This window comes from Streptomyces sp. NPDC059454, from assembly GCF_042749965.1.
GTDB lineage: Bacteria > Actinomycetota > Actinomycetes > Streptomycetales > Streptomycetaceae > Streptomyces.
This window is the reverse complement of sequence record NZ_JBHYVC010000003.1, coordinates 98034-119767: the sequence shown is the minus strand read 5'-3', so window position 1 is coordinate 119767 and position 21734 is coordinate 98034. Positions and strand designations below refer to the sequence as shown.

The 21734-nt window shown below is 71.0% G+C and carries 15 protein-coding genes; 13 read left to right on the top strand and 2 right to left on the bottom strand.

Annotated elements, in window-relative coordinates; genetic code table 11:
* Positions 1-391: 391 nt before the first annotated feature.
* The 5 genes from ACFXAE_RS03120 to serA all read left to right on the top strand — a co-directional run bounded on the left by ACFXAE_RS03120 (position 392) and on the right by serA (position 9039).
* Positions 392-3436: an EAL domain-containing protein gene (locus tag ACFXAE_RS03120; RefSeq protein WP_384707107.1), complete on the top strand. Its 3045-nt coding sequence runs from the start codon at positions 392-394 to the stop codon at positions 3434-3436.
* 224 nt (positions 3437-3660) lie between these two features.
* The gene (locus ACFXAE_RS03115) at positions 3661-5517 is read left to right on the top strand and encodes an acetolactate synthase large subunit (RefSeq protein WP_384707104.1); all 1857 of its coding nucleotides are present in this window, start codon (positions 3661-3663) and stop codon (positions 5515-5517) included.
* A gap of 21 nt (positions 5518-5538) precedes the next feature.
* Positions 5539-6063 (top strand): acetolactate synthase small subunit, encoded by a 525-nt coding sequence (ilvN, locus tag ACFXAE_RS03110; RefSeq protein ID WP_384707101.1) that lies wholly within the window; start codon positions 5539-5541, stop codon positions 6061-6063.
* Between the two features lie 120 nt (positions 6064-6183).
* On the top strand, positions 6184-7182 hold the full coding sequence (ilvC, locus tag ACFXAE_RS03105; protein WP_384707098.1) for a ketol-acid reductoisomerase: 999 nt from the start codon (positions 6184-6186) through the stop codon (positions 7180-7182).
* A 267-nt stretch (positions 7183-7449) separates the two neighbouring features.
* Entirely contained in the window at positions 7450-9039 is a 1590-nt protein-coding gene (gene serA / locus ACFXAE_RS03100) for a phosphoglycerate dehydrogenase (RefSeq protein ID WP_384707095.1), read from the top strand.
* A gap of 51 nt (positions 9040-9090) precedes the next feature.
* Here serA and ACFXAE_RS03095 read toward each other — a convergent pair whose 3' ends face one another.
* Positions 9091-10629 carry an MFS transporter gene (locus tag ACFXAE_RS03095; protein ID WP_384707092.1) on the bottom strand — a complete coding sequence of 513 codons (1539 nt, stop codon included), beginning with the start codon at positions 10627-10629 and terminating at the stop codon, positions 9091-9093.
* Between the two features lie 84 nt (positions 10630-10713).
* On the opposite strand from ACFXAE_RS03095, the gene ACFXAE_RS03090 reads away from it, so the two are divergent.
* Positions 10714-11307 (top strand): TetR/AcrR family transcriptional regulator, encoded by a 594-nt coding sequence (locus ACFXAE_RS03090; RefSeq protein WP_384707089.1) that lies wholly within the window; start codon positions 10714-10716, stop codon positions 11305-11307.
* Here ACFXAE_RS03090 and ACFXAE_RS03085 read toward each other — a convergent pair.
* On the bottom strand, positions 11288-12523 hold the full coding sequence (locus tag ACFXAE_RS03085) for a PucR family transcriptional regulator (RefSeq protein WP_384707086.1): 1236 nt from the start codon (positions 12521-12523) through the stop codon (positions 11288-11290). The genes ACFXAE_RS03090 and ACFXAE_RS03085 overlap by 20 nt on opposite strands.
* A gap of 138 nt (positions 12524-12661) precedes the next feature.
* Here ACFXAE_RS03085 and ACFXAE_RS03080 point away from each other — a divergent pair, with 138 nt between their 5' ends.
* The 7 genes from ACFXAE_RS03080 (at position 12662) to ACFXAE_RS03050 (ending at position 21661) form a co-directional block, all read left to right on the top strand.
* Positions 12662-13588 (top strand): proline dehydrogenase family protein, encoded by a 927-nt coding sequence (locus ACFXAE_RS03080; protein WP_384707083.1) that lies wholly within the window; start codon positions 12662-12664, stop codon positions 13586-13588.
* 174 nt (positions 13589-13762) lie between these two features.
* Positions 13763-15394, top strand: a complete 1632-nt coding sequence (gene pruA, locus ACFXAE_RS03075; RefSeq protein WP_384707080.1) for an L-glutamate gamma-semialdehyde dehydrogenase — start codon at positions 13763-13765, stop codon at positions 15392-15394.
* 303 nt (positions 15395-15697) lie between these two features.
* Positions 15698-15826 carry a hypothetical protein gene (locus tag ACFXAE_RS03070; RefSeq protein ID WP_384707077.1) on the top strand — a complete coding sequence of 43 codons (129 nt, stop codon included), beginning with the start codon at positions 15698-15700 and terminating at the stop codon, positions 15824-15826.
* A gap of 67 nt (positions 15827-15893) precedes the next feature.
* Positions 15894-16937, top strand: a complete 1044-nt coding sequence (locus tag ACFXAE_RS03065) for a 3-isopropylmalate dehydrogenase (RefSeq protein WP_384707074.1) — start codon at positions 15894-15896, stop codon at positions 16935-16937.
* A 248-nt stretch (positions 16938-17185) separates the two neighbouring features.
* The gene (locus ACFXAE_RS03060) at positions 17186-18274 is read left to right on the top strand and encodes a branched-chain amino acid aminotransferase (RefSeq protein WP_384707071.1); all 1089 of its coding nucleotides are present in this window, start codon (positions 17186-17188) and stop codon (positions 18272-18274) included.
* 322 nt (positions 18275-18596) lie between these two features.
* Positions 18597-20201 (top strand): citramalate synthase, encoded by a 1605-nt coding sequence (gene cimA / locus ACFXAE_RS03055; protein ID WP_384707068.1) that lies wholly within the window; start codon positions 18597-18599, stop codon positions 20199-20201.
* Positions 20202-20287: 86 nt separating this feature from the next.
* The gene (locus ACFXAE_RS03050; RefSeq protein ID WP_384707065.1) at positions 20288-21661 is read left to right on the top strand and encodes a hypothetical protein; all 1374 of its coding nucleotides are present in this window, start codon (positions 20288-20290) and stop codon (positions 21659-21661) included.
* The last annotated feature ends 73 nt before the right edge of the window (positions 21662-21734 follow it).

Here is a 21734-nt window from a genome sequence, read left to right as displayed (position 1 = left end):
TTTCTCCGGGCGCGGTGGGTACTCGTACATCAGTTGATCGTTACGGAGCGTAGAGAACCTATGTCCCTGAGTGACGACACTGGTGTATCGTCCCGACAGGGGCCGCGCCGCTGACCAACGGCGCGGGGGCAGGACAGTGCGGACAGTGAGGGGGGCGACGGACGATGCACGGCTTGTGGACGAGCGATCCGACGCGGCGGAGCCGTCGGCGACGACCGTGGCGCACGGCCGCGCGCGGCCGCGGTCACCACAGCGGCCACCACGCCCGGCACAGCGGCCCTCACGACGGTCCCGGCCGTCACCACCCCGGGCACGGCAGCCGCCGCGGGCACGCCCACCTGGTGCGCCGGGGGCCGAAGGACCCGGGAGCGGAGCGGAACGGGAGGTGCCGGTGAGCGCGCCGACCCCCGCCCCCACACTCGACGGAGCACTGCGGCAGCAGCCCGCGCCGGCAGCGCTGCTGTCCGGCGCGCCGGCCGCCGGCCGCCGGCCCGGCCCGGTCGCCCAACTCGTTCTGGCCCTGGTCTGCGCGGCCTACGCCGTCGGCGCCGCGTTCGGCTGGGGCTCGGAGCGCCTCGCGCTGATCATGGGCGACTTCGGACTGAGCGCGGCGGCCGGTGTCGCCGCCGTGTCCTGCTTCGTCTACGCCCGCAGCCCCCGCACCCGGTTTCGACCCGCCTGGGTGATGTTCGGCCTCTCCTCGGCCATGGCCTCCCTGGGCAACCTGGTCTGGGGGTGGTACGAGGTCGTCCTCGGGCTTCCCGTGCCCAGCCCCAGCTACGCCGACCTGTTCTTCCTGTGCTTCGCGCCGCCCGCCATCGTGGGACTGCTGGTGCTCGCCAAACGGCCCGTGACCAAGGCCGGCTGGGTCTGTCTCGCCCTGGACGCCTGGCTGATCGGCGGCTCCCTGCTCACCCTCGCGTGGAGCCTCGCGCTCGCCCAGGCCGCCCGGGCAGGAGGGCCGGACGTCGCGCGCACCGCGCTGTCACTGGCGTACCCACTGCTCGACATCGCCCTGGTCAGCATGGTGCTCGCGCTGCACTTCCGGCGCTCGGCGGTCAACCGGTCCGCGGTCAACACCGCGATCGGCGCGCTCGCGCTGACCGTGATGTGCGACGCCCTGTTCACCTCCCCGCTGCTGCACGCCGGCTACCGCTCCGGACAGCTGCTCGACGCCGGCTGGTTCGCCGGCTCGCTGCTCCTGGCGTACGCCCCCTGGACCGCGCCCCGTGGCGGACGGCCGGAGCGGGACGGGCACACGCGCGTGGTCCGCGAGCACCTGCCCGGGCGGTGCGGCGCGCCGGACCACCACCACGGGCCGCCGCCCGGCGAGCCCACCCGGTATCCGCTCTCCCGGCCCATCGCCGGTTCCCTCGCCGCGCTCACGCCGTACCTCGCCGCGGCCGTGTGCACCCTGGGAATCCTCTACAACGTCCTCAACGGCCGCAGCGTCGACCGCGTCGTCCTGCTCACCGGGGGCACCGTCGTGCTCGCGCTCGTCGTGCGCCAGGGCATCATGCTGCTCGACAACATCACCCTGACCCAGGAACTGGCGCAGCAGGAGAACCACTTCCGCTCCCTGGTGCAGGGCTCCAGCGACGTCATCATGATCGCCGCCCCCAGCGGCATCCTCCGCTACGTCTCCCCGGCCGCCGCCAAGGTGTACGGCAGGCCCGCGGAGGAGCTGGAGGGGACCGAACTGGCCAGTCTCATCCACCCGGAGGACCTGGGCTGTGTCGTGCACGAGGTGCGCCGCTTCCTCGCCGCCGACCCGGTCGAGGAACCCACCACCCGCATCGAGTGCCGCTTCCGCTCCGGCGGTGGGGGCACCTCCCGCTCATGGGGGTCCCCCCGCTCGGGCGAAGCCGAGAGTGGGGGAGGCTGGCTGAACGTCGAGTCGACCGTCAACCGGCACCACGGCGGCCTGATCTTCAACAGCCGTGACGTGACCGAGCGCGTGCGGCTCCAGGCGCAGCTCCAGCACAACGCGGAGCACGATCCGCTCACCGACCTGCCCAACCGCGCCCTGTTCACCCGGCGCGTCCAGCAGGCCCTGTCCGGCCGCCGCGCCTCGGACCGCGGGGCCGCCCTCAGGGGCACGGCGGTGCTCTTCATCGACCTGGACGGCTTCAAGGGCGTCAACGACACCATCGGGCACCAGGCAGGGGACGAACTGCTGGTCCAGGCCGCCCGCAGACTCCAGGACGCGGTCCGCAAGGGAGACACCGCGTCCCGGCTGGGCGGCGACGAGTTCGCGGCCCTGATCGTCGGCGACGGCGCCCGCGACCGGGACGCCCGCGAGCGGCACATCCTGGAGCTCGCCGACCGCCTGAGAGTGACCCTCTCCCAGCCCTACGTCATCGACGGCAACGATGTCCGGGTCAACGCCTCCATCGGTGTGGCCTTCGCCGAACCCGGTCTCGGCGCGGGCGAACTGCTGCGCAACGCCGACCTCGCCATGTACCGGGCCAAGGCCGCCGGCAAGGGCCGTGTGGAGCTGTACAAGCCGCAGATGCAGCAGGACGTGGTGCGCAGGGCGGAGCTGGCCACCCGGCTGCGCGCGGCGCTGCACCACGGCGAGTTCGCCCTGCTGCACCAACCGGTGGTGTCCCTGGAGGACGGCCGGATCACCTCGGTCTGCGCCCAGGCGCGCTGGCGCTCCTCCCAGGGGGTGCTGTTCACCCCCGCGGAGTTCCTGCGCGTGGCCGAGGACAGCGAGAAGACCGCCGAGCTGGGCCGCTGGGTGCTGGAGGAGGCCGTCGAGCAGGCCGCCGAACGGCACGCGACCGGTCTGCCCGTCCCGGTGGCCGTCCGGCTGAGCGCGCACCGGCTGCTGGACCGGTCACTGCCCCTGGGCTCGATCGAGGCCCTGCTGACCCGGCACGGACTGCCGTCCGGCTCCCTGGTCGTAGAGCTGGCCGACACCGATCCCAGGGCGTCGCTCGACGAGCTGGAGCGCCGGCTGACCGTGCTCAAGCGGCTCGGCGTCCGGATCGCGCTCGACGGCTTCGGCAGCGGACCCGCGGCGATCATGGCCCTGAGGCGGCTCCCCGTCGACGTGCTGAAGCTCGACCGGGGCCTGATCGACGGCGTGGTGGAGTCCGCGCGGCTGTACAAGATCACCAGCGGTCTGCTGCGGATCGCCTCCGATCTCGGGATGCAGTCCGTGGCCGACGGCGTGGATCTGCCCGAGCAGGTCGCGGCCCTGCGCGCGATGGGCTGCACGCACGGGCAGGGCAAGGCCTTCTCCGGGCCGCTGGACGAGTACCGGCTGCGCAGGGCGCTGGCCGCCGGGCACTACCCGGTGCCGCCCGGGCCGGCCGAACCCGTGTTGGTCGGCGGGGGCTCCGGGGTCTACTCCACCGGAGTGACCGCCGTACTCCAGGGCGGTACGGCACTGCGCTCACATAATGAGACTCCCGTCCCACCCACTTGACACTGGGTGCGCGGCGGGTGGAGGGTCAGTGCCATGCGCACCCGAATTCTCGTACTTGGAAAGCGCGTCGGCTGACGCTGAGCCTCCACCGCTCAGCGACCACCACCCGGCGCGCTCCCCTCGCTTGCCTTATGGCACGAGGGGTTTTTTGTTGCACAGGCACCTGCCGAGCACCATGCGTGACCCGTACAAACTTCGCAAAAACCCTAAGCATCGAGAAGAGAATGCCGATGACCGAGCAGGCCACCGGGGCCCATCACCCGCAGCCCCGGCCCCGATCCGGAGGACAGTCCGCCCCCGTCGAGCACGTCACGGGCGCACAGTCCCTCATTCGCTCTCTCGAGGAGGTCGGCGCCGACACGGTATTCGGCATTCCCGGCGGTGCGATCCTCCCCGCCTACGACCCGCTGATGGACTCCACCCGGGTGCGCCACGTCCTGGTCCGGCACGAGCAGGGCGCCGGCCACGCGGCCACGGGTTACGCGCAGGCCACCGGCAAGGTGGGCGTCTGCATGGCGACCTCGGGTCCCGGCGCCACCAACCTGGTCACCCCGATCGCCGACGCGCACATGGACTCGGTGCCGATGGTCGCGATCACCGGCCAGGTCGCCTCCAAGGCGATCGGCACGGACGCCTTCCAGGAGGCGGACATCGTCGGCATCACCATGCCGATCACCAAGCACAACTTCCTGGTCACCAAGGCCGAGGACATCCCGCGGGTGATCGCCCAGGCGTTCCACATCGCCGCCACCGGCCGTCCCGGCCCGGTGCTGGTCGACATCGCCAAGGACGCCCTCCAGGCGAAGACCACCTTCTCCTGGCCGCCCACCATGGACCTGCCCGGCTACCGGCCCGTCACCAAGCCGCACGCCAAGCAGATCCGCGAGGCCGCCAAGCTGATCACCGCCGCCAAGCGGCCGGTCCTCTACGTCGGCGGCGGCGTCCTCAAGGCCCGCGCCACCGCCGAGCTGAAGGTCCTCGCGGAACTCACCGGAGCTCCCGTCACCACCACCCTGATGGGACTCGGCGCATTCCCCGACAGCCACGAGCTGCACGTGGGGATGCCGGGCATGCACGGTGCGGTCACCGCCGTCACCGCGCTGCAGAAGGCCGACCTGATCGTCGCCCTCGGCGCCCGCTTCGACGACCGCGTCACCGGCAAGCTGGACAGCTTCGCCCCGTACGCCAAGATCGTCCATGCCGACATCGACCCGGCCGAGATCGGCAAGAACCGCGCCGCCGACGTGCCGATCGTCGGTGACGCCCGCGAGGTCCTCGCCGACCTGGTCCAGGCCGTCCAGAAGGAGCACGCCGAGGGCAACCGGGGCGACTGCACCGCCTGGTGGAAGGACCTGAACCGCTGGCGCGAGACCTACCCGCTCGGCTACGACCTGCCCGAGGACGGCTCGCTCTCCCCGCAGCAGGTCATCGAGCGCATCGGACAGCTGGCGCCCGAGGGCACGATCTTCGCGGCCGGCGTCGGCCAGCACCAGATGTGGGCCTCGCACTTCATCCAGTACGACAGGCCCGCCACCTGGCTGAACTCCGGCGGCGCCGGAACCATGGGCTACGCGGTCCCGGCCGCCATGGGAGCCAAGGCCGGCGTCCCCGACCGCGCCGTCTGGGCGATCGACGGCGACGGCTGCTTCCAGATGACCAACCAGGAGCTCACCACCTGCGCCCTGAACAACATCCCGATCAAGGTCGCCATCATCAACAACGGCGCCCTCGGGATGGTCCGCCAGTGGCAGACCCTCTTCTACAACCAGCGGTACTCCAACACGGTGCTGCACTCCGGCCCCGGAGCCGACAGCACGGAGAAGAGCGCCGGCACCCGCGTCCCCGACTTCGTGAAGCTGTCGGAGGCCATGGGCTGCTACGCGATCCGCTGCGAGGACCCGGCCGACCTCGACAAGGTCATCGAGGAGGCGAACTCCATCAACGACCGCCCGGTCGTCGTGGACTTCATCGTCCACGAGGACGCGATGGTGTGGCCGATGGTCGCCGCCGGCACCTCCAACGACGAGATCATGGCCGCCCGGGACGTCCGCCCCGACTTCGGCGACAACGAAGACGACTGAGAGCCGTAAAGGAAGCAGATCATGTCCAAGCACACGCTCTCCGTCCTGGTGGAGAACACCCCTGGCATCCTGGCCCGGATCGCCGCCCTGTTCTCCCGCCGCGGCTTCAACATCGACTCGCTCGCCGTCGGCGTCACCGAGCACCCCGACATCTCCCGGATCACCATCGTGGTGAGCGTCGAGGAGTTCCCGCTGGAGCAGGTGACCAAGCAGCTCAACAAGCTCGTCAACGTGCTGAAGATCGTCGAGCTCGAACCCGGGCACGCCGTCCAGCGTGAACTCGTTCTGGTGAAGGTGCGCGCCGACAACGAGACGCGCTCCCAGATCGTCGAGATCGTCCAGCTGTTCCGCGCCAAGACCGTGGACGTCTCCCCGGAGGCCGTGACCATCGAGGCCACCGGCAGCAGCGACAAGCTGTCCGCCATGCTCAAGATGCTGGAGCCGTTCGGCATCAAGGAGCTCGTCCAGTCCGGCACGATCGCGATCGGACGCGGTGCCCGTTCCATCACGGACCGGTCGCTGCGCGCCCTGGACCGGTCGGCCTGAGACGTGAAACGGGCGGCCGGCCGCGACACCGGCCGCCCGTATTCCGAGACTCCGGAACTTCCCCTCCCCCCACCGTCATACGGTGGGACGCAACACCTGCACTCAAGGAGAGAACCCAAAGTGGCCGAGCTGTTCTACGACGCCGACGCCGACCTGTCCATCATCCAGGGCCGCAAGGTCGCGGTCATCGGTTACGGCAGCCAGGGCCACGCCCACGCCCTGTCGCTGCGCGACTCGGGTGTCGACGTGCGCGTCGGTCTGCACGAGGGCTCCACGTCCAAGGCCAAGGCCGAGGAGCAGGGCCTGCGCGTGGTGAGCCCGTCCGAGGCCGCCGCCGAGGCCGACGTCATCATGATCCTGGTCCCGGACCCGATCCAGGCCCAGGTCTACGAGGAGCACATCAAGGACAACCTGAAGGACGGCGACGCGCTGTTCTTCGGTCACGGCCTGAACATCCGCTACGGCTTCATCAAGCCCCCGGCCGGCGTGGACGTCTGCATGGTCGCCCCCAAGGGCCCGGGCCACCTGGTGCGCCGTCAGTACGAGGAGGGCCGCGGCGTTCCCTGCATCGCCGCCGTCGAACAGGACGCCACCGGCAACGGCTTCGAGCTGGCCCTGTCGTACGCGAAGGGCATCGGCGGCACCCGCGCCGGCGTCATCAAGACGACCTTCACCGAGGAGACCGAGACCGACCTGTTCGGCGAGCAGGCCGTCCTCTGCGGTGGCACCGCGGCGCTGGTCAAGGCCGGCTTCGAGACGCTGACCGAGGCGGGCTACCAGCCGGAGATCGCCTACTTCGAGTGCCTGCACGAGCTGAAGCTGATCGTGGACCTCATGTACGAGGGCGGCCTGGAGAAGATGCGCTGGTCGATCTCCGAGACCGCCGAGTGGGGCGACTACGTCACCGGCCCGCGGATCATCACCGACGCCACCAAGGCCGAGATGAAGAAGGTCCTCGCCGAGATCCAGGACGGCACCTTCGCCAAGAACTGGATGGACGAGTACCACGGCGGCCTGAAGAAGTACAACGAGTACAAGCAGCAGGACTCCGAGCACCTCCTTGAGACCACCGGCAAGGAGCTGCGCAAGCTCATGAGCTGGGTCGACGAGGAGGCGTAAGCCTCATGGCCGAGGGGCCGGAGCGGAATGCTCCGGCCCCTCGGGCCGACCAGGGGTAACGTCGGTGGTACGGCGTTGTCCATCCCGTCCCGCCACGGACGGGTGATCCTTCCGAAGCGGCGTAAGACGACGCCCTCGGCGCCACTAGACTGCTGCACTACATACGCGTCAGGCCCACAGCGTCGTGCGTCTTCCACGCGGCTAGCACTTCTTCACCGCCTGCGGCCGTCGGGACGGCCGTCCGCACTGGGACTTGTGAGGACTCACGTGAGCTCGAAACCCGTCGTACTCATCGCTGAAGAGCTGTCGCCCGCGACCGTCGACGCACTCGGCCCGGACTTCGAGATCCGCCACTGCAACGGCGCGGACCGCACCGAGCTGCTCCCGGCCATCGCCGAGGTGGACGCGATCCTGATCCGCTCGGCCACCAAGGTCGACGCCGAGGCGATCGCCGCCGCGAACAGGCTCAAGGTCGTCGCCCGCGCCGGCGTCGGCCTGGACAACGTCGACGTCTCCGCCGCCACCAAGGCCGGCGTGATGGTCGTCAACGCCCCCACCTCGAACATCGTCACCGCCGCCGAACTCGCCTGCGGTCTGATCGTCGCCACCGCCCGCCACATCCCGCAGGCCAACGCCGCGCTGAAGAACGGCGAGTGGAAGCGCAGCAAGTACACGGGCGTCGAGCTGGCCGAGAAGACCCTCGGTGTCGTGGGTCTGGGCCGCATCGGTGCGCTGGTCGCCCAGCGCATGTCCGGCTTCGGCATGAAGGTCGTCGCCTACGACCCCTACATCCAGCCCGCGCGGGCCGCGCAGATGGGTGTCAAGGTCCTGTCGCTGGACGAGCTGCTCGAGGTCTCCGACTTCATCACCGTCCACCTGCCCAAGACCCCCGAGACCGTCGGCCTCATCGGCGACGAGGCGCTGCGCAAGGTCAAGCCGAGCGTGCGCGTCATCAACGCCGCGCGCGGTGGCATCGTCGACGAGGAGGCGCTGTACTCGGCGCTCAAGGAGGGCCGGGTCGCCGGCGCCGGTCTCGACGTGTACGCGAAGGAGCCCTGCACGGACTCCCCGCTGTTCGAGTTCGACCAGGTCGTCTGCACCCCGCACCTCGGGGCCTCCACCGACGAGGCGCAGGAGAAGGCCGGTATCGCGGTCGCCCGCTCGGTGCGCCTCGCCCTCGCCGGCGAGCTGGTCCCGGACGCGGTGAACGTGCAGGGCGGTGTCATCGCCGAGGACGTCAAGCCGGGCCTGCCGCTCGCCGAGCGCCTCGGTCGGATCTTCACCGCGCTCGCCGGTGAGGTCGCGGCCCGCCTCGACGTCGAGGTGTACGGCGAGATCACCCAGCACGACGTGAAGGTGCTGGAGCTGTCCGCGCTCAAGGGCGTCTTCGAGGACGTCGTCGACGAGACGGTGTCCTACGTCAACGCCCCGCTGTTCGCCCAGGAGCGCGGTGTCGAGGTACGGCTGACCACCAGCTCGGAGTCGGCCGACCACCGCAATGTCGTCACCGTGCGCGGCACCCTCTCCGACGGCGAGGAGATCTCGGTCTCCGGCACGCTGGCCGGCCCCAAGCACGTCCAGAAGATCGTCGCGGTCGGCGACTACGACGTGGACCTCGCGCTCGCCGACCACATGGTCGTCCTGCGTTACGAGGACCGTCCGGGTGTCGTCGGCACCGTGGGCCGCATCCTCGGCGAGGCGGGCATCAACATCGCCGGCATGCAGGTCGCCCGCGCGACGGTCGGCGGCGAGGCGCTCGCGGTGCTGACGGTCGACGACACGGTGGCCACCGGAGTGCTCGGAGAGCTCGCCGCGGAGATCGGGGCGACCTCCGCCCGGTCGGTCAACCTGGTCTGACGCCACCGGGGCTCCGACCCGAGGCCCCGTTCGTCCTGAACGGACTCGCTCTCACACGCCGGACGGGCTGACCCGGTCAGCCCGTCCGGCGTTCTCCGTTTCCCCGCGCACCCGGATCCGCCGCAGCCCCGCCGCCAGGAACGCCGCCCCGAGCAGCAGTACCGCCGCCGCGATCGCCGCTCCCCGCATCCCGCCGGTGAACGCCTCCCGTGCCGCCGTCGCCAGGGCGTCCCCCGCACGTCCCGGCAGTCCGGCGGCGACGGCCAGCGCGCCGGCCAGGGTCTCCTGTGCCAGGGCCGGGGCCGTGTCCGGCATCTCGTGGTGGTAGACGGCGGTGCCGATGGAGCCGAGGGCGGCCATACCCAGCGCACCACCGAACTCGGTGCCGGTCTCCAGCAGGGAGGACGCCGCACCCGCCTTCTCGACCGGTGCCGAGCTGAGGGCCAGGTCGGTGAGCAGGGACAGCACGATGACGATGCCGGCGGCCAGCACCCCGCACGCGGCCAGCACCAGCCACAGGGAGTCCGTACCGGCCAGGGCCAGCAGCCCGTAGCCGCCCGCCGCGATGACGAAACCGGCCGTCACGACGTACGCGCGCTCCACGCCCCGCTGGACCACCTGGGCGGCGACCGGCGCGGCGACGCCGATGAGCACCGACGGCAGCAGGCTCCACAGCGCGGCCTCCAGCGCGCTCTTGCCGAGGACCGACTGCAGGTACTGGGTGGTGAAGTACGCCGAGCCCATCATCCCGAAGGCCGACAGGGTGTTGAGGACGAGCGCCGGGGTGAAGCCGTGCCCGCGGAAGAGGGACGGCGAGATCATCGGCGAGGCCGTGGTGCGCTGCCGGTGCACGAACAGTGCCGCGAACAGCAGGCCGACGGTGATCGCGACGACGTAGCGGACGTTCCAGCCCTCGGAGGGCAGTTCCTTCAGGCCGTAGACCACGGGCAGGACCGCCGCCATCGACAGCGGGACGCTCAGCAGGTCGAAGCGGCCGGGGGAGGGGTTCTTCGACTCGGGGAGCAGTACCGGGCCGAGGACCAGCAGCAGGGCCATCGCGGGCAGGTTGACCAGGAAGACCGAGCCCCACCAGAAGTGCTCGACGAGGACACCGCTCATCACCGAGCCGAGCGCGATCCCGGCCGTCATCACCCCGGACCACAGCCCGATCGCCCTGGTCCGCTGGGCGGGGTCGGTGAACATCGTGCGGACCAGCGCCATCGTCGACGGCATCAGGGTCGCGCCGCCGATGCCGAGGATCGCGCGGGCCGCGATCAGCGTCTCGGCGGTGTGCGCGTAGGCCGCGAGCAGTGAGGCGGCACCGAAGGCGGCGGCGCCGAGGAGCAGCAGCCTGCGGCGGCCGACGCGGTCGCCCAGCGCGCCCATCGTCATCAGCAGGCCGGCCAGGACGAAGCCGTAGATGTCGAAGATCCACAGCTGCTGGGTGCCGCTCGGCTCCAGGTCCGCGCTGATCTCCGGGATCGCGAAGTAGAGGACGGAGACGTCCATCGAGACCAGCAGCAGCGGAAGCATCAGCACGGTGAGCGCGGTCCACTCGCGGCGGCCGGCACGGGTCGGGTCGGTTGTCATGGCGGCGACTGTACGCACGTCTTATACGCTTGTCTAGAACGATCGTATAAGACGTGCGTATGGAAGGGTGGGTAGGGTGGCCGCATGGGACACCGTGAGGATCTGCTCGAGGGCGCCAAGCGCTGCCTGCTCGACAAGGGATTCGCGCGCACGACGGCGCGTGACATCGTCAGGGAGTCGGGGACCAACCTGGCGTCCATCGGCTACCACTACGGCTCGAAGGACGCCCTGCTCGCGCAGGCCTACGTGTCGCTGGTCGAGGGGATGGGCGACGCCTTCGAGGGCGACGGGACCGTGGACGACACCGCGCCCGGCTCCCTGGAGCGGTTCGAGCGGGTGTGGTCGAACATCATCGGCACCATGAAGGAGCCCGGCTCGGTGTGGCGGCTCAGCATGGAGGTCCTCGCCCTCGGTGACCGGCTCCCCGAGGTGCGCGAGCGCCTGGCGGCGGCACAGCGCGAGGCCGGACGGGGTCTGGTCCCGCTGCTGATGGGCGGCCGCGAGGAGGACGTGTCCGACGAGGCCGCGGACACCCTCGGCATGTTCTACGTGACCTTGATGACGGGCCTCATCGCCCAGTGGACCTTCGACCCGGGAACCGCGCCCGACGGCGAGCAGCTGACCGCCGGCCTGCGCCGGGTGATCGAGGGGGCCGCCGCTACAGGCGATGCCCCTTGAGCGCCATGTGCAGCAGCAGCCGGTCCTCGCCGTCGTCCAGGTCCAGGCCCGTGAGCTGCTCGATCCGCGACAGGCGGTAGTACAGGGTCTGGCGGTGGATGCCCAGCTCGGCCGCCGTGCGGCCGGCCTGGCCCGCGCGGTCGAGGTAGACCTCGGCGGTGCGGGCCAGTGCGGCGTGTGCGGGGGAGAGCAGGGGGCCGACGACGGGATCGTGGGCGGCGCCCGGGGGCAGCGCGGTCAGCAGGCGGAAGGGGCCGATCGACGCCCACTGGGCCACCGGTCCGAGCCGGGGTTCGGCCAGCGCCGCCCGCGCCGACGCCGACGCCTCCGTCCAGGCCGCGCCCAGTTCGGCGAGGCCCGCGCGGGGCGCGGCGATCCCGGCGGCCGACGGTGGGCCGCCCCGGCTTCCGGGACCGCTCGAACCCGCCCGCTCCAGCAGCCGCGAGGCCGCCGTCGCCGCCGGGGCCAGTACGTCCGTCGAGCGCAGCCGCAGCAGCAGGGCCAGGGACAGGGCGGTGGCGCCCCACGGCAGGACGCACAGCGCCGTCGCCCCCGGCACCGTACGGACCGAGGGGGCGTCGTCCGGATCGGCGGAGGGCCAGGGGGCGACACAGACCACCGTGTGCGGACCGTCGGCCCGGTTGCCGAGGGCGGTGCGCAGCTCGGCGACCGCCATCTCCCGCTGCCAGTCCCGCTCCGCCGTCAGCACCGCCCGCAACTCGCGCGTGAGGTCGGCGCCGTGCTGCGCCTCGTCCGCGAGCAGCGCCCCGATCCTGGCCGTCACCCGCATGGCGGCGTCCAGCTGCCGCTCGGAGGGGCCCGGGTCGTAGTCGAGCAGCCAGACGTAGCCGAGGACGACTCCCCGATGGCGTACCGGCAGACAGATGCGCCCCCGGTGCACGCCTGCCTCCGGGGTGCGCGGAATACGGACCGGGCCGGTCGCCCGGGTGATGCCGAAGCCCTCGAACCAGGCGCGGACGGCGGCCGTCGAACGGCGGGTCAGGATCGAGCGGGTGCGCACCGGGTCCAGCACGGACGGATCGAGGTCGCCCTCGCTGTCGTACGCCCCGAAGGCGATCAGCTCGAAGTCCCGGTTCTCCAGGGTCGCCGGAGCGCCGAGCAGCTCCGAGATCTCGTCCACCAGCTCCTGGTGGTCATCCCTGTGTTCCGACGTCACCCGGGCATTCTGCCGCACACCCCCGACCCCTTCATACATCTGTCTGAGATCCGCGGCACGGATGCGTGACAACTGTCGATGGCCCACGATCGGGGGCATCCGTAGGTTTCACGGTGGTTCTCCGTGCCGTATCCGAATCGTCGGGTGACGGCCTCGTGCAGCTTGTGGAGGTGCCCCGTGCTGGGTCCCGTGATTCTCGCCGCGTCGCGCAGCGACCGGATGCGACGCCTGATCTCGGCGGCCCCGGTGACCAAGCAGGTCGTCGACCGCTTCATCCCCGGTGAGACCGTCGACGAGATCCTGCCGATCATCCAGGAGCTCACCGGCAACGGCCTGGAACTCACCATGGACGTCGTCGGCGAGGACATCACCACCCCCGAGCAGGCCGCCGCCGCCCGCGACGCCTACCTGGAGCTGATCGGCCGGCTGAAGCCGCTGGAGCTCGGCACCCGCGCCGAGATGTCGGTGAAGCTGTCGATGTTCGGCCAGGCGCTCCCCGGCGGCCACGAACTGGCGCTCGCCAACGTCCGCCCGGTCGTCGAGGCCGCCGCCGAGATCGGCACCACCGTCACGCTGGACGCCGAGGACCACACCACCCTCGACTCGATGTTCGCGATCCACGAGGAACTGCGCAGGGACGTCCCGCAGACGGGCTGTGTCATCCAGGCCTACCTCTTCCGCACCGAGGAGGACGCGCGCCGCCTCGCCGCGGCCGGCAGTCGCGTACGGTTGGTGAAGGGCGCCTACAAGGAGCCCGCCGAGGTCGCCTACCAGCAGAAGCACGAGATCGACAAGGCGTACGTGCGCATCCTGCGGACGCTGATGGAGGGCGAGGGTTACCCGATGATCGGGTCCCACGACCCGCGTCTGATCTCCATCGCCCAGGAACTGGCCCGCACCGCCGGGCGCAAACTCGACGAGTACGAGTTCCAGATGCTCTACGGCATCCGCGGCGACGAGCACCTGCGACTGGCCGCCGAGGGCCACCGCATGCGCGTCTACACGGCCTACGGCACCGACTGGTACGGCTACTTCATGCGACGACTGGCTGAGAAGCCCGCGAATCTGCGGTTCTTCCTGCGGAGCATGATCAGTCGTGGCTGAGACAACTCGGCTGTGCCGCAGCCCCGGCCCCGGCCGGGGGTCCGGGGGTCGCCGGCCGGGAAGGCACAGCATGCGGCGGCTCGCGGAGAAGCCGGCGAACCTGCGCTTCTCCGCCCGAAGCATGCTCACCAAGGGCTGACACCACACCGCTCACGACAAGGAGTTACGCCACCCATGGACGCTGTGACCCAGGTCCCCACCCCCGTCAACGAGCCGGTGCACGGCTACGCCCCCGGGACGCCCGAGCGCGCCCGGCTGGAGGCCAAGCTCAAGGAGCTGGCCGACAACCCGATCGACCTCACCTGCACCATCGGCGGCGAGAAGCGCATGGGCGGCGGCGAGCGCTTCGACGTCGTGCAGCCGCACCACCACAAGGCCCGTCTGGGTACCTACGCCAACGCCACCCGGCAGGACGCCCAGGACGCCATCGACGCGGCCCTCGCCGCCGCGCCCGCCTGGCGCGCCATGTCCTTCGACGACCGCGCGGCGATCATCCTGCGCGCCGCCGAACTGCTGGCCGGCCCCTGGCGCGAGACCATCGCCGCCTCCACCATGCTGGGCCAGTCCAAGACCGCGCAGCAGGCCGAGATCGACAGCCCCTGCGAGCTGGTCGACTTCTGGCGGTTCAACGTCCACTACGCGCGCGGCATCCTCGCCGAGCAGCCGCCGGCCAACTCGCCGGGCGTGTGGAACCGCCTCGACCACCGCCCGCTGGAGGGCTTCGTCTACGCGATCACGCCGTTCAACTTCAGCGCGATCGCCGCCAACCTGCCCACCGCGCCGGCCCTCATGGGCAACGTGGTGGTCTGGAAGCCGTCCCCGACCCAGACCCACGCCGCCGTGCTGCTGATGAAGCTGCTGGAGGAGGCCGGTCTGCCCAAGGGCGTCATCAACCTGCTCACCGGTGACGGCATCGCGGTCTCCGAGGTCGCCCTGGAACACCGCGACCTCGCCGGCATCCACTTCACCGGCTCGACCAAGACCTTCCAGCACCTGTGGAAGACGGTCGGCAACAACATCGAGAAGTACCGCACCTACCCGCGCCTGGTCGGCGAGACCGGCGGCAAGGACTTCGTCGTCGCCCACCCGAGCGCCGACCCCGCGATCCTCAAGACCGCGCTGACCCGCGGCGCCTTCGAGTACCAGGGCCAGAAGTGCTCCGCGACCTCCCGCGCGTACATCCCGGCGTCGATCTGGAACTCCGGCTTCAAGGAGGAGTTCGCGGCCGAGGTCGACGGCATCAAGATGGGTGACGTCACCGACCTGTCCAACTTCATCGGCGCCGTCATCGACGAGCGGTCCTTCGCCAAGAACAAGGCCGCCATCGACCGCGCCAAGGAGGACGCCTCCTGCACGATCGTCGCGGGCGGCTCCTACGACGACTCCGAGGGCTGGTTCGTGCGCCCGACCGTCATCGAGTGCGACGACCCGGAGAACGAGGTGTTCCGCACCGAGTACTTCGGCCCGATCCTCGCCGTGCACGTCTACGACGACGAGAAGTACGACGAGATGCTGACCCAGATGGAGTCGGTGTCCGACTACGCCCTCACCGGCTCGGTCATCGCGAACGACCGCGCGGCGGCGGCGTACACGATGGACAGGCTGCGCTACGCGGCCGGCAACTTCTACATCAACGACAAGTCGACCGGCGCCGTCGTCGGCCAGCAGCCCTTCGGCGGCGGCCGCGCCTCCGGCACCAACGACAAGGCCGGCGCCCCGCAGAACCTGATGCGCTGGACCCTGACCCGCGCCATCAAGGAGACGCTGGTCCCGCCGACCGACTACGGCTACCCGCACATGGGCTGACGCCCACCCCGACCCCGGACGGGCCAGGTCACCCCCCGACCTGGCCCGTTCGGTGTTTTCGCAGGTGGGAGCGGTGCGACCCGGTCCGCCGTCTCAGATAGTAGGAAGTCCGAGTAATTGTGCAGACAGATGCAGTCCGCTCCTCTAGCTTTGTAGGAGCCGAACGATTCGCTCGATCGAGCGAACGGCGGTCGTGAGCCGGGCCCCGTGCAGGCAACCCCTGCGGCCCGTCGCTCCCCGCCCCTTCCGGTGTCTCGCAACCCCCTTTCCGCGCTCCCCGTATGCCGAAGGAGTCGATGACCCATGGCCGAGACGACCGCCCGCCGCGTCCGCCACACCTCCCGCACCAGCGAATCCGACCGCAAGAAAGCCGCCGCGGCGCTCCAGCGCGCCCTCGACCGCAGGGACAACGGCGGTTCGACCGGCCACTGACACGCCGACGGCGTCCGTATGCCGGACGCCGCATGTCATCCCGTGGGACGAGGAGTAGGGTGCCCGCATGTCTCGCAGCCTCAATCTCGCAGTGATCCCCGGTGACGGCATCGGCCAGGAGGTCGTGGCCGAAGGTCTCAAGGTCCTCTCCGCCGTCCTTCCGCAGGATGTGAAGCTGGAGACCAAGGAGTACGACTTCGGGGCCAAGCGCTACCACGCCACCGGTGAGACCCTCACCGACGCCGACCTCGACGAGCTGAAGCGGCACGACGCCATCCTGCTCGGCGCCATCGGTGACCCGTCGGTCCCCTCCGGCGTGCTCGAGCGCGGCTTCCTGCTCAAGCTCCGCTTCGCCTTCGACCACCACGTCAACCTGCGTCCTTCGAAGCTCCTCCCGGGCGTCGCCACCCCGCTCGCCGACCAGCCGGAGATCGACTTCGTCGTGGTCCGCGAGGGCACCGAGGGCCCGTACACGGGCAACGGCGGCACCATCCGCAAGGGCACGCCGCACGAGGTCGCCACCGAGGTGTCCGTCAACACGGCCTTCGGTGTCGAGCGCGTGGTCCGCGACGCCTTCGCCCGCGCCCGGGCCCGCCCGCGCAAGAAGCTCACGCTGGTCCACAAGAACAACGTGCTGACCTTCGCCGGCCACCTGTGGACGAACGTCTTCACCAAGGTGGCCGAGGAGTTCCCCGAGGTCACCACCGACTACATCCACGTCGACGCCGCGACGATCTACCTGGTCACCGACCCGGGCCGCTTCGACGTCATCGTCACCGACAACCTCTTCGGCGACATCATCACCGACCTCGCCGCGGCTGTCTCCGGCGGCATCGGCGTCGCGGCCTCCGGCAACATCAACCCGGACCGCGCGTACCCGTCCATGTTCGAGCCCGTGCACGGCTCGGCCCCGGACATCGCCGGCCAGGGCAAGGCCGACCCCAGCGCCACGGTCCTGTCCGTCGCCCTGCTGCTGCGCCACCTCGGCCACGACGCCGAGGCGGTCCGCATCGAGGACGCCGTCTCCGCCGACCTCGCGGAGCGCGGCGACCTGCCCGCCCGCAGCACCTCGGAGATCGGCGACGCGCTCGCCGCACGAGTAGCCGGCTGACCCGGCGTACACCGAGAACACTCGAAGCCGCCGGGTCGCATCCGCACCCGGCGGCTTCCCCCTGTCCCCGCCGGGTGCCACCATCGACCACCGGGCCGCATTCACCCTGTTTCTTCCGCCGTCGCCTCCGGGCGATAATCGGACGCGGAGCCGCGGAATGAGGGAATGCTCGGACGTCCTAGTACTGGCCACGGGCCGTGCGGGCGTGTGCGCGGCCCGTCACTACAACCGGTGAAGGACAACCACTCATGACGACGCCCACGATCGAGCTCAAGCCCTCGGCGCACCCGCTCTCGGACGCAGAGCGCGAGGCGATCCTGGCCAACCCCGGGTTCGGCCGCCACTTCACCGATCACATGGTGACGATCAAGTGGACCGAGGGCCGCGGCTGGCACGACGGCCGGCTCGTCCCGTACGCGCCGATCTCCCTCGACCCCGCGACCACCGTCCTGCACTACGCGCAGGAGATCTTCGAGGGCCTGAAGGCCTACCGCCGGCCCGACGGTTCCGTCGCCACCTTCCGGCCGGAGAAGAACGCCGAGCGCTTCCAGCGCTCCGCCAGGCGCCTCGCGATGCCCGAACTACCGGTCGAGACCTTCATCGAGGCGTGCGACGCCCTCGTCACGCAGGACAAGGCGTGGGTGCCGGCGCACGGCGGTGAGGAGTCCCTCTACCTGCGCCCCTTCATGATCGCCACCGAGGTCGGACTGGGTGTGAAGCCCGCCAACGAGTACCTGTTCCTGGTCATCGCCTCCCCGGCCGGCGCCTACTTCCCGGGCGGCGTGAAGCCCGTCTCCATCTGGGTCTCCGAGGACCGCGTCCGCGCCGTCCCCGGCGGCATGGGCGACGCCAAGACCGGCGGCAACTACGCGGCCTCCCTGCTCGCGCAGGCCGAGGCCGCGGCCAAGGGCTGCGACCAGGTCTGCTACCTCGACGCGGTCGAGCACCAGTGGGTCGAGGAACTGGGCGGCATGAACCTGTACTTCGTCTACGGAGACAGGATCGTCACCCCCACCCTCAGCGGCTCCATCCTGGAGGGCGTCACCCGTGACTCCCTGCTGGGCGTCGCCCGCGACCTCGGCTACGAGGCCGTCGAGGAGCGCGTCTCCGTCGAGCAGTGGCAGCGCGACTCGGAGAACGGCACCCTCACCGAGGTCTTCGCCTGCGGTACGGCGGCCGTCATCACCCCGGTCGGCACGGTGAAGCGGGCCGGCGCCGAGTGGCGGCAGGGCGGCGGCGAGCCCGGCGAGGTCACCCTCCGCCTGCGCCAGGCCCTCCTCGACATCCAGCGCGGCACCGCCGAGGACAAGCACGGCTGGATGCACCCGCTCGGCTAGGCCGGCTCCCTGCGGGTGAGCACGCACCGCCCGCATCCTGAGACGGATCGTGAGCGCGGGGGCGGATTGTGCCAGACTGCCCCCGTGCTCTCGTTCGCCACGATTATTGGCAGCAGGCGCGCCGGTCCGCAGTGACCGCACGTACGACACCGTACGGGCGGACACCGTCGTCCTCGACCCGCGCGCAGACCTCTCGCACCCGCGAGAGGTTTTTCTGTTTCCTGGCCCACCCACAGCCGGGCAACGGGGCGCGAGGGACCATGCGGGAACGGTGGAACCGGTCATTCCGGTAGACCGAGATCAACTCAGGAGCCTTCAGACCATGACCGCAACCAGCGAGCCCGACGACTCGTTCCACGTCTTCGACACCACCCTGCGCGACGGCGCCCAGCGCGAGGGCATCAACCTCACGGTCGCCGACAAGCTCGCCATCGCACGGCACCTGGACGAGTTCGGCGTGGGCTTCATCGAGGGCGGCTGGCCCGGCGCGAACCCGCGGGACACCGAGTTCTTCGCCCGCGCCCAGCAGGAGATCGAGTTCCGGCACGCGGCGCTGGTCGCCTTCGGCGCCACCCGCCGCGCCGGCGCCACCGCCGCGAAGGACCCCCAGGTCAGGGCACTCCTCGACTCCGGCGCACAGGTGATCACGCTGGTCGCGAAGTCCCACGACCGTCATGTCGAGCTCGCCCTGCGCACCACCCTCGACGAGAACCTGGAGATGGTCCGCGACACGGTCTCCTTCCTCAAGGGGGAGGGCCGCCGGGTCTTCGTCGACTGCGAGCACTTCTTCGACGGCTACCGCGCCAACCCCGAGTACGCGAAGGCGGTGGTCCGCGCCGCCTCCGAGGCCGGCGCCGACGTCGTCGTCCTGTGCGACACCAACGGCGGCATGCTCCCGGCGCAGATCCAGGCCGTGGTCGCCACCGTGCTCGCCGACACCGGCGCCCGGCTCGGCATCCACGCCCAGGACGACACCGGCTGCGCGGTCGCCAACACCCTCGCCGCCGTCGACGCGGGCGCCACCCACGTCCAGTGCACGGCCAACGGCTACGGCGAGCGGGTCGGCAACGCCAACCTGTTCCCGGTGGTGGCCGCCCTGGAACTGAAGTACGGCAAGCGGGTCCTGCCCGAGGGCCGGCTGCGGGAGATGACCCGCATCTCGCACGCCGTCGCCGAGGTCGTCAACCTCACCCCGTCCACGCACCAGCCGTACGTCGGTGTCTCCGCCTTCGCGCACAAGGCCGGACTGCACGCCTCCGCGATCAAGGTCGACCCGGACCTGTACCAGCACATCGACCCCGAGCAGGTCGGCAACACCATGCGGATGCTGGTCTCCGACATGGCCGGGCGCGCCTCCATCGAGCTCAAGGGCAAGGAGCTCGGCATCGACCTCGGCGGCGACCGCGAACTGGTCGGCCGGGTCGTCGAGCGGGTCAAGGAGCGCGAACTCAAGGGCTACACGTACGAGGCGGCCGATGCCTCCTTCGAGCTGCTGCTCCGCGCGGAGGCCGAGGGCAGGCCGCTGAAGTACTTCGACGTCGAGTCCTGGCGCGCGATCGTCGAGGACCGCCCCGACGGCACCCACGCCAACGAGGCCACGGTCAAGCTGTGGGCCAAGAGCGAGCGCATCGTCGCCACCGCGGAGGGCAACGGCCCGGTCAACGCCCTGGACCGCGCCCTGCGGGTCGCCCTGGAGAAGATCTACCCGCAGCTCGCCAAGCTGGAGCTGGTCGACTACAAGGTCCGCATCCTCGAGGGCAAGCACGGAACCCAGTCCACCACCCGCGTCTTGATCTCCACGTCCGACGGGGCGGGGGAGTGGTCGACGGTGGGCGTCGCCGAGAACGTCATCGCCGCGTCCTGGCAGGCGCTGGAGGACGCGTACGCGTACGGGCTGCTGCGGGCCGGCGTGGAACCGGCGTCGTAGGAGATCCGGGACCGGCAGGGGCGGCCCCGAGAACCCCTGCCGGTCCGTATGTCCGTTTCCAGGTGGATTCGGGTAGCTTCGAAGGTATGAAGGACGCGTTGATGCGTACCCTCGTACGCCTGCTGATCGTGCCGGTGGCCGCCGTACTGGCGGTCCTGATGGCCGGTGCGCCCGGGGCGCAGGCGGCCACGGACCTCTCGGAGATCGCCCGCGAACTGCGCGAGAGTCCCGTCTACGTCGACCCCGAGGCCCGGGACATCCTGGCCGAATCCGACGCCGAGGCCCTGGCCGACAAGATCGAGGACGCGGACGCGCCGGTCTTCGTGGCGGTCCTCCCGGCGGACTATCCGACGCAGGACCTCTTCCGGGACCTGCGTACCGAGACCGGCGTCACCGGTCTGTACGGCATCCGCCTCGGCGACGAGTTCGACGCGCGCGCCGACAGCAGCGTGCTCAGCGGCCAGGGCGTGCGGAACCTGGTCGCGTCCGTGCAGGACACCGGTGACGCCAAGGCCCAGCTGAACGACTTCGTCGACAGCGCGCTGCGCAACACCGGCGGCTCGGCGCCGAACTCCTGGAGCGACGGGTCCGGCGGTGACGTCCCCGTCGGCGGGCTGATCACCGTCGGAGCGCTGGTGGCGGCCGGCGGCGCGGGCATCTACGCCGTGTCCCGCCGCAACCGGCGGCGCCACGAGGAGGAGCGGCGGGCCGCGCTGGAGAAGCTGCGGGTGGTGGTGGACGAGGACATCACCGCGTTCGGCGAGGAACTCGACCGCCTCGACTTCCACCCGGCCGAGCCCGGCGCGGACGACGCGATGCGCGCGGACTACGAGCACGCGCTGGACGCCTACGAGAAGTCCAAGTCGTTCATGGCCGCGGCCCGCAAACCGGAGGACGTCCGGGCCGTCACCCAGGCCGTGGAGGACGGCCGCTTCGCCCTCGCCTCCCTCGCCGCGCGCCGGGAGGGACGCCCGCTGCCGGAGCGCCGCCCGCCCTGCTTCTTCGACCCGCGCCACGGTCCCTCGGTCGCCGACGCCGTCTGGACGCCGTCGGGCGGCGCCGAGCGCGAGGTCCCGGTGTGCGCGGCCGACCGGGCCCGGCTGGCCGACGGCCGCGATCCCGCCGTCCGCGAGGTCGACACCGAGTACGGGCGTCGCCCCTACTGGGACGCAGGTCCCGCGTACGGGCCCTGGGCCGGCGGCTACTTCGGCGGCGGCCTGCTGCCCGGACTGCTCGTCGGCACCATGCTCGGCGGCATGATGGCCGGCCCCGCCTACGGGGCCGACTACGGCGCCGGTTACGGGGACTTCGGCGGCTACGAGGGCGGCGACGTCTCGGGCGCGGACTTCGACGGCGGGGACTTCGGCGGCGACTTCGGCGGGGGCGGCGGCTTCGGCGGAGGCGACTTCGGCGGCGGAGGCGGCGGAGGCGGCGGCGGGGACTTCGGCGGCGGTTTCTGAGCCGTCGGGGAGTCTCCCGCAGGCATGCCGAGCGCCCGCCTTCCCCTGCGGGGAGTCGGGAGGCGGGCGTGCT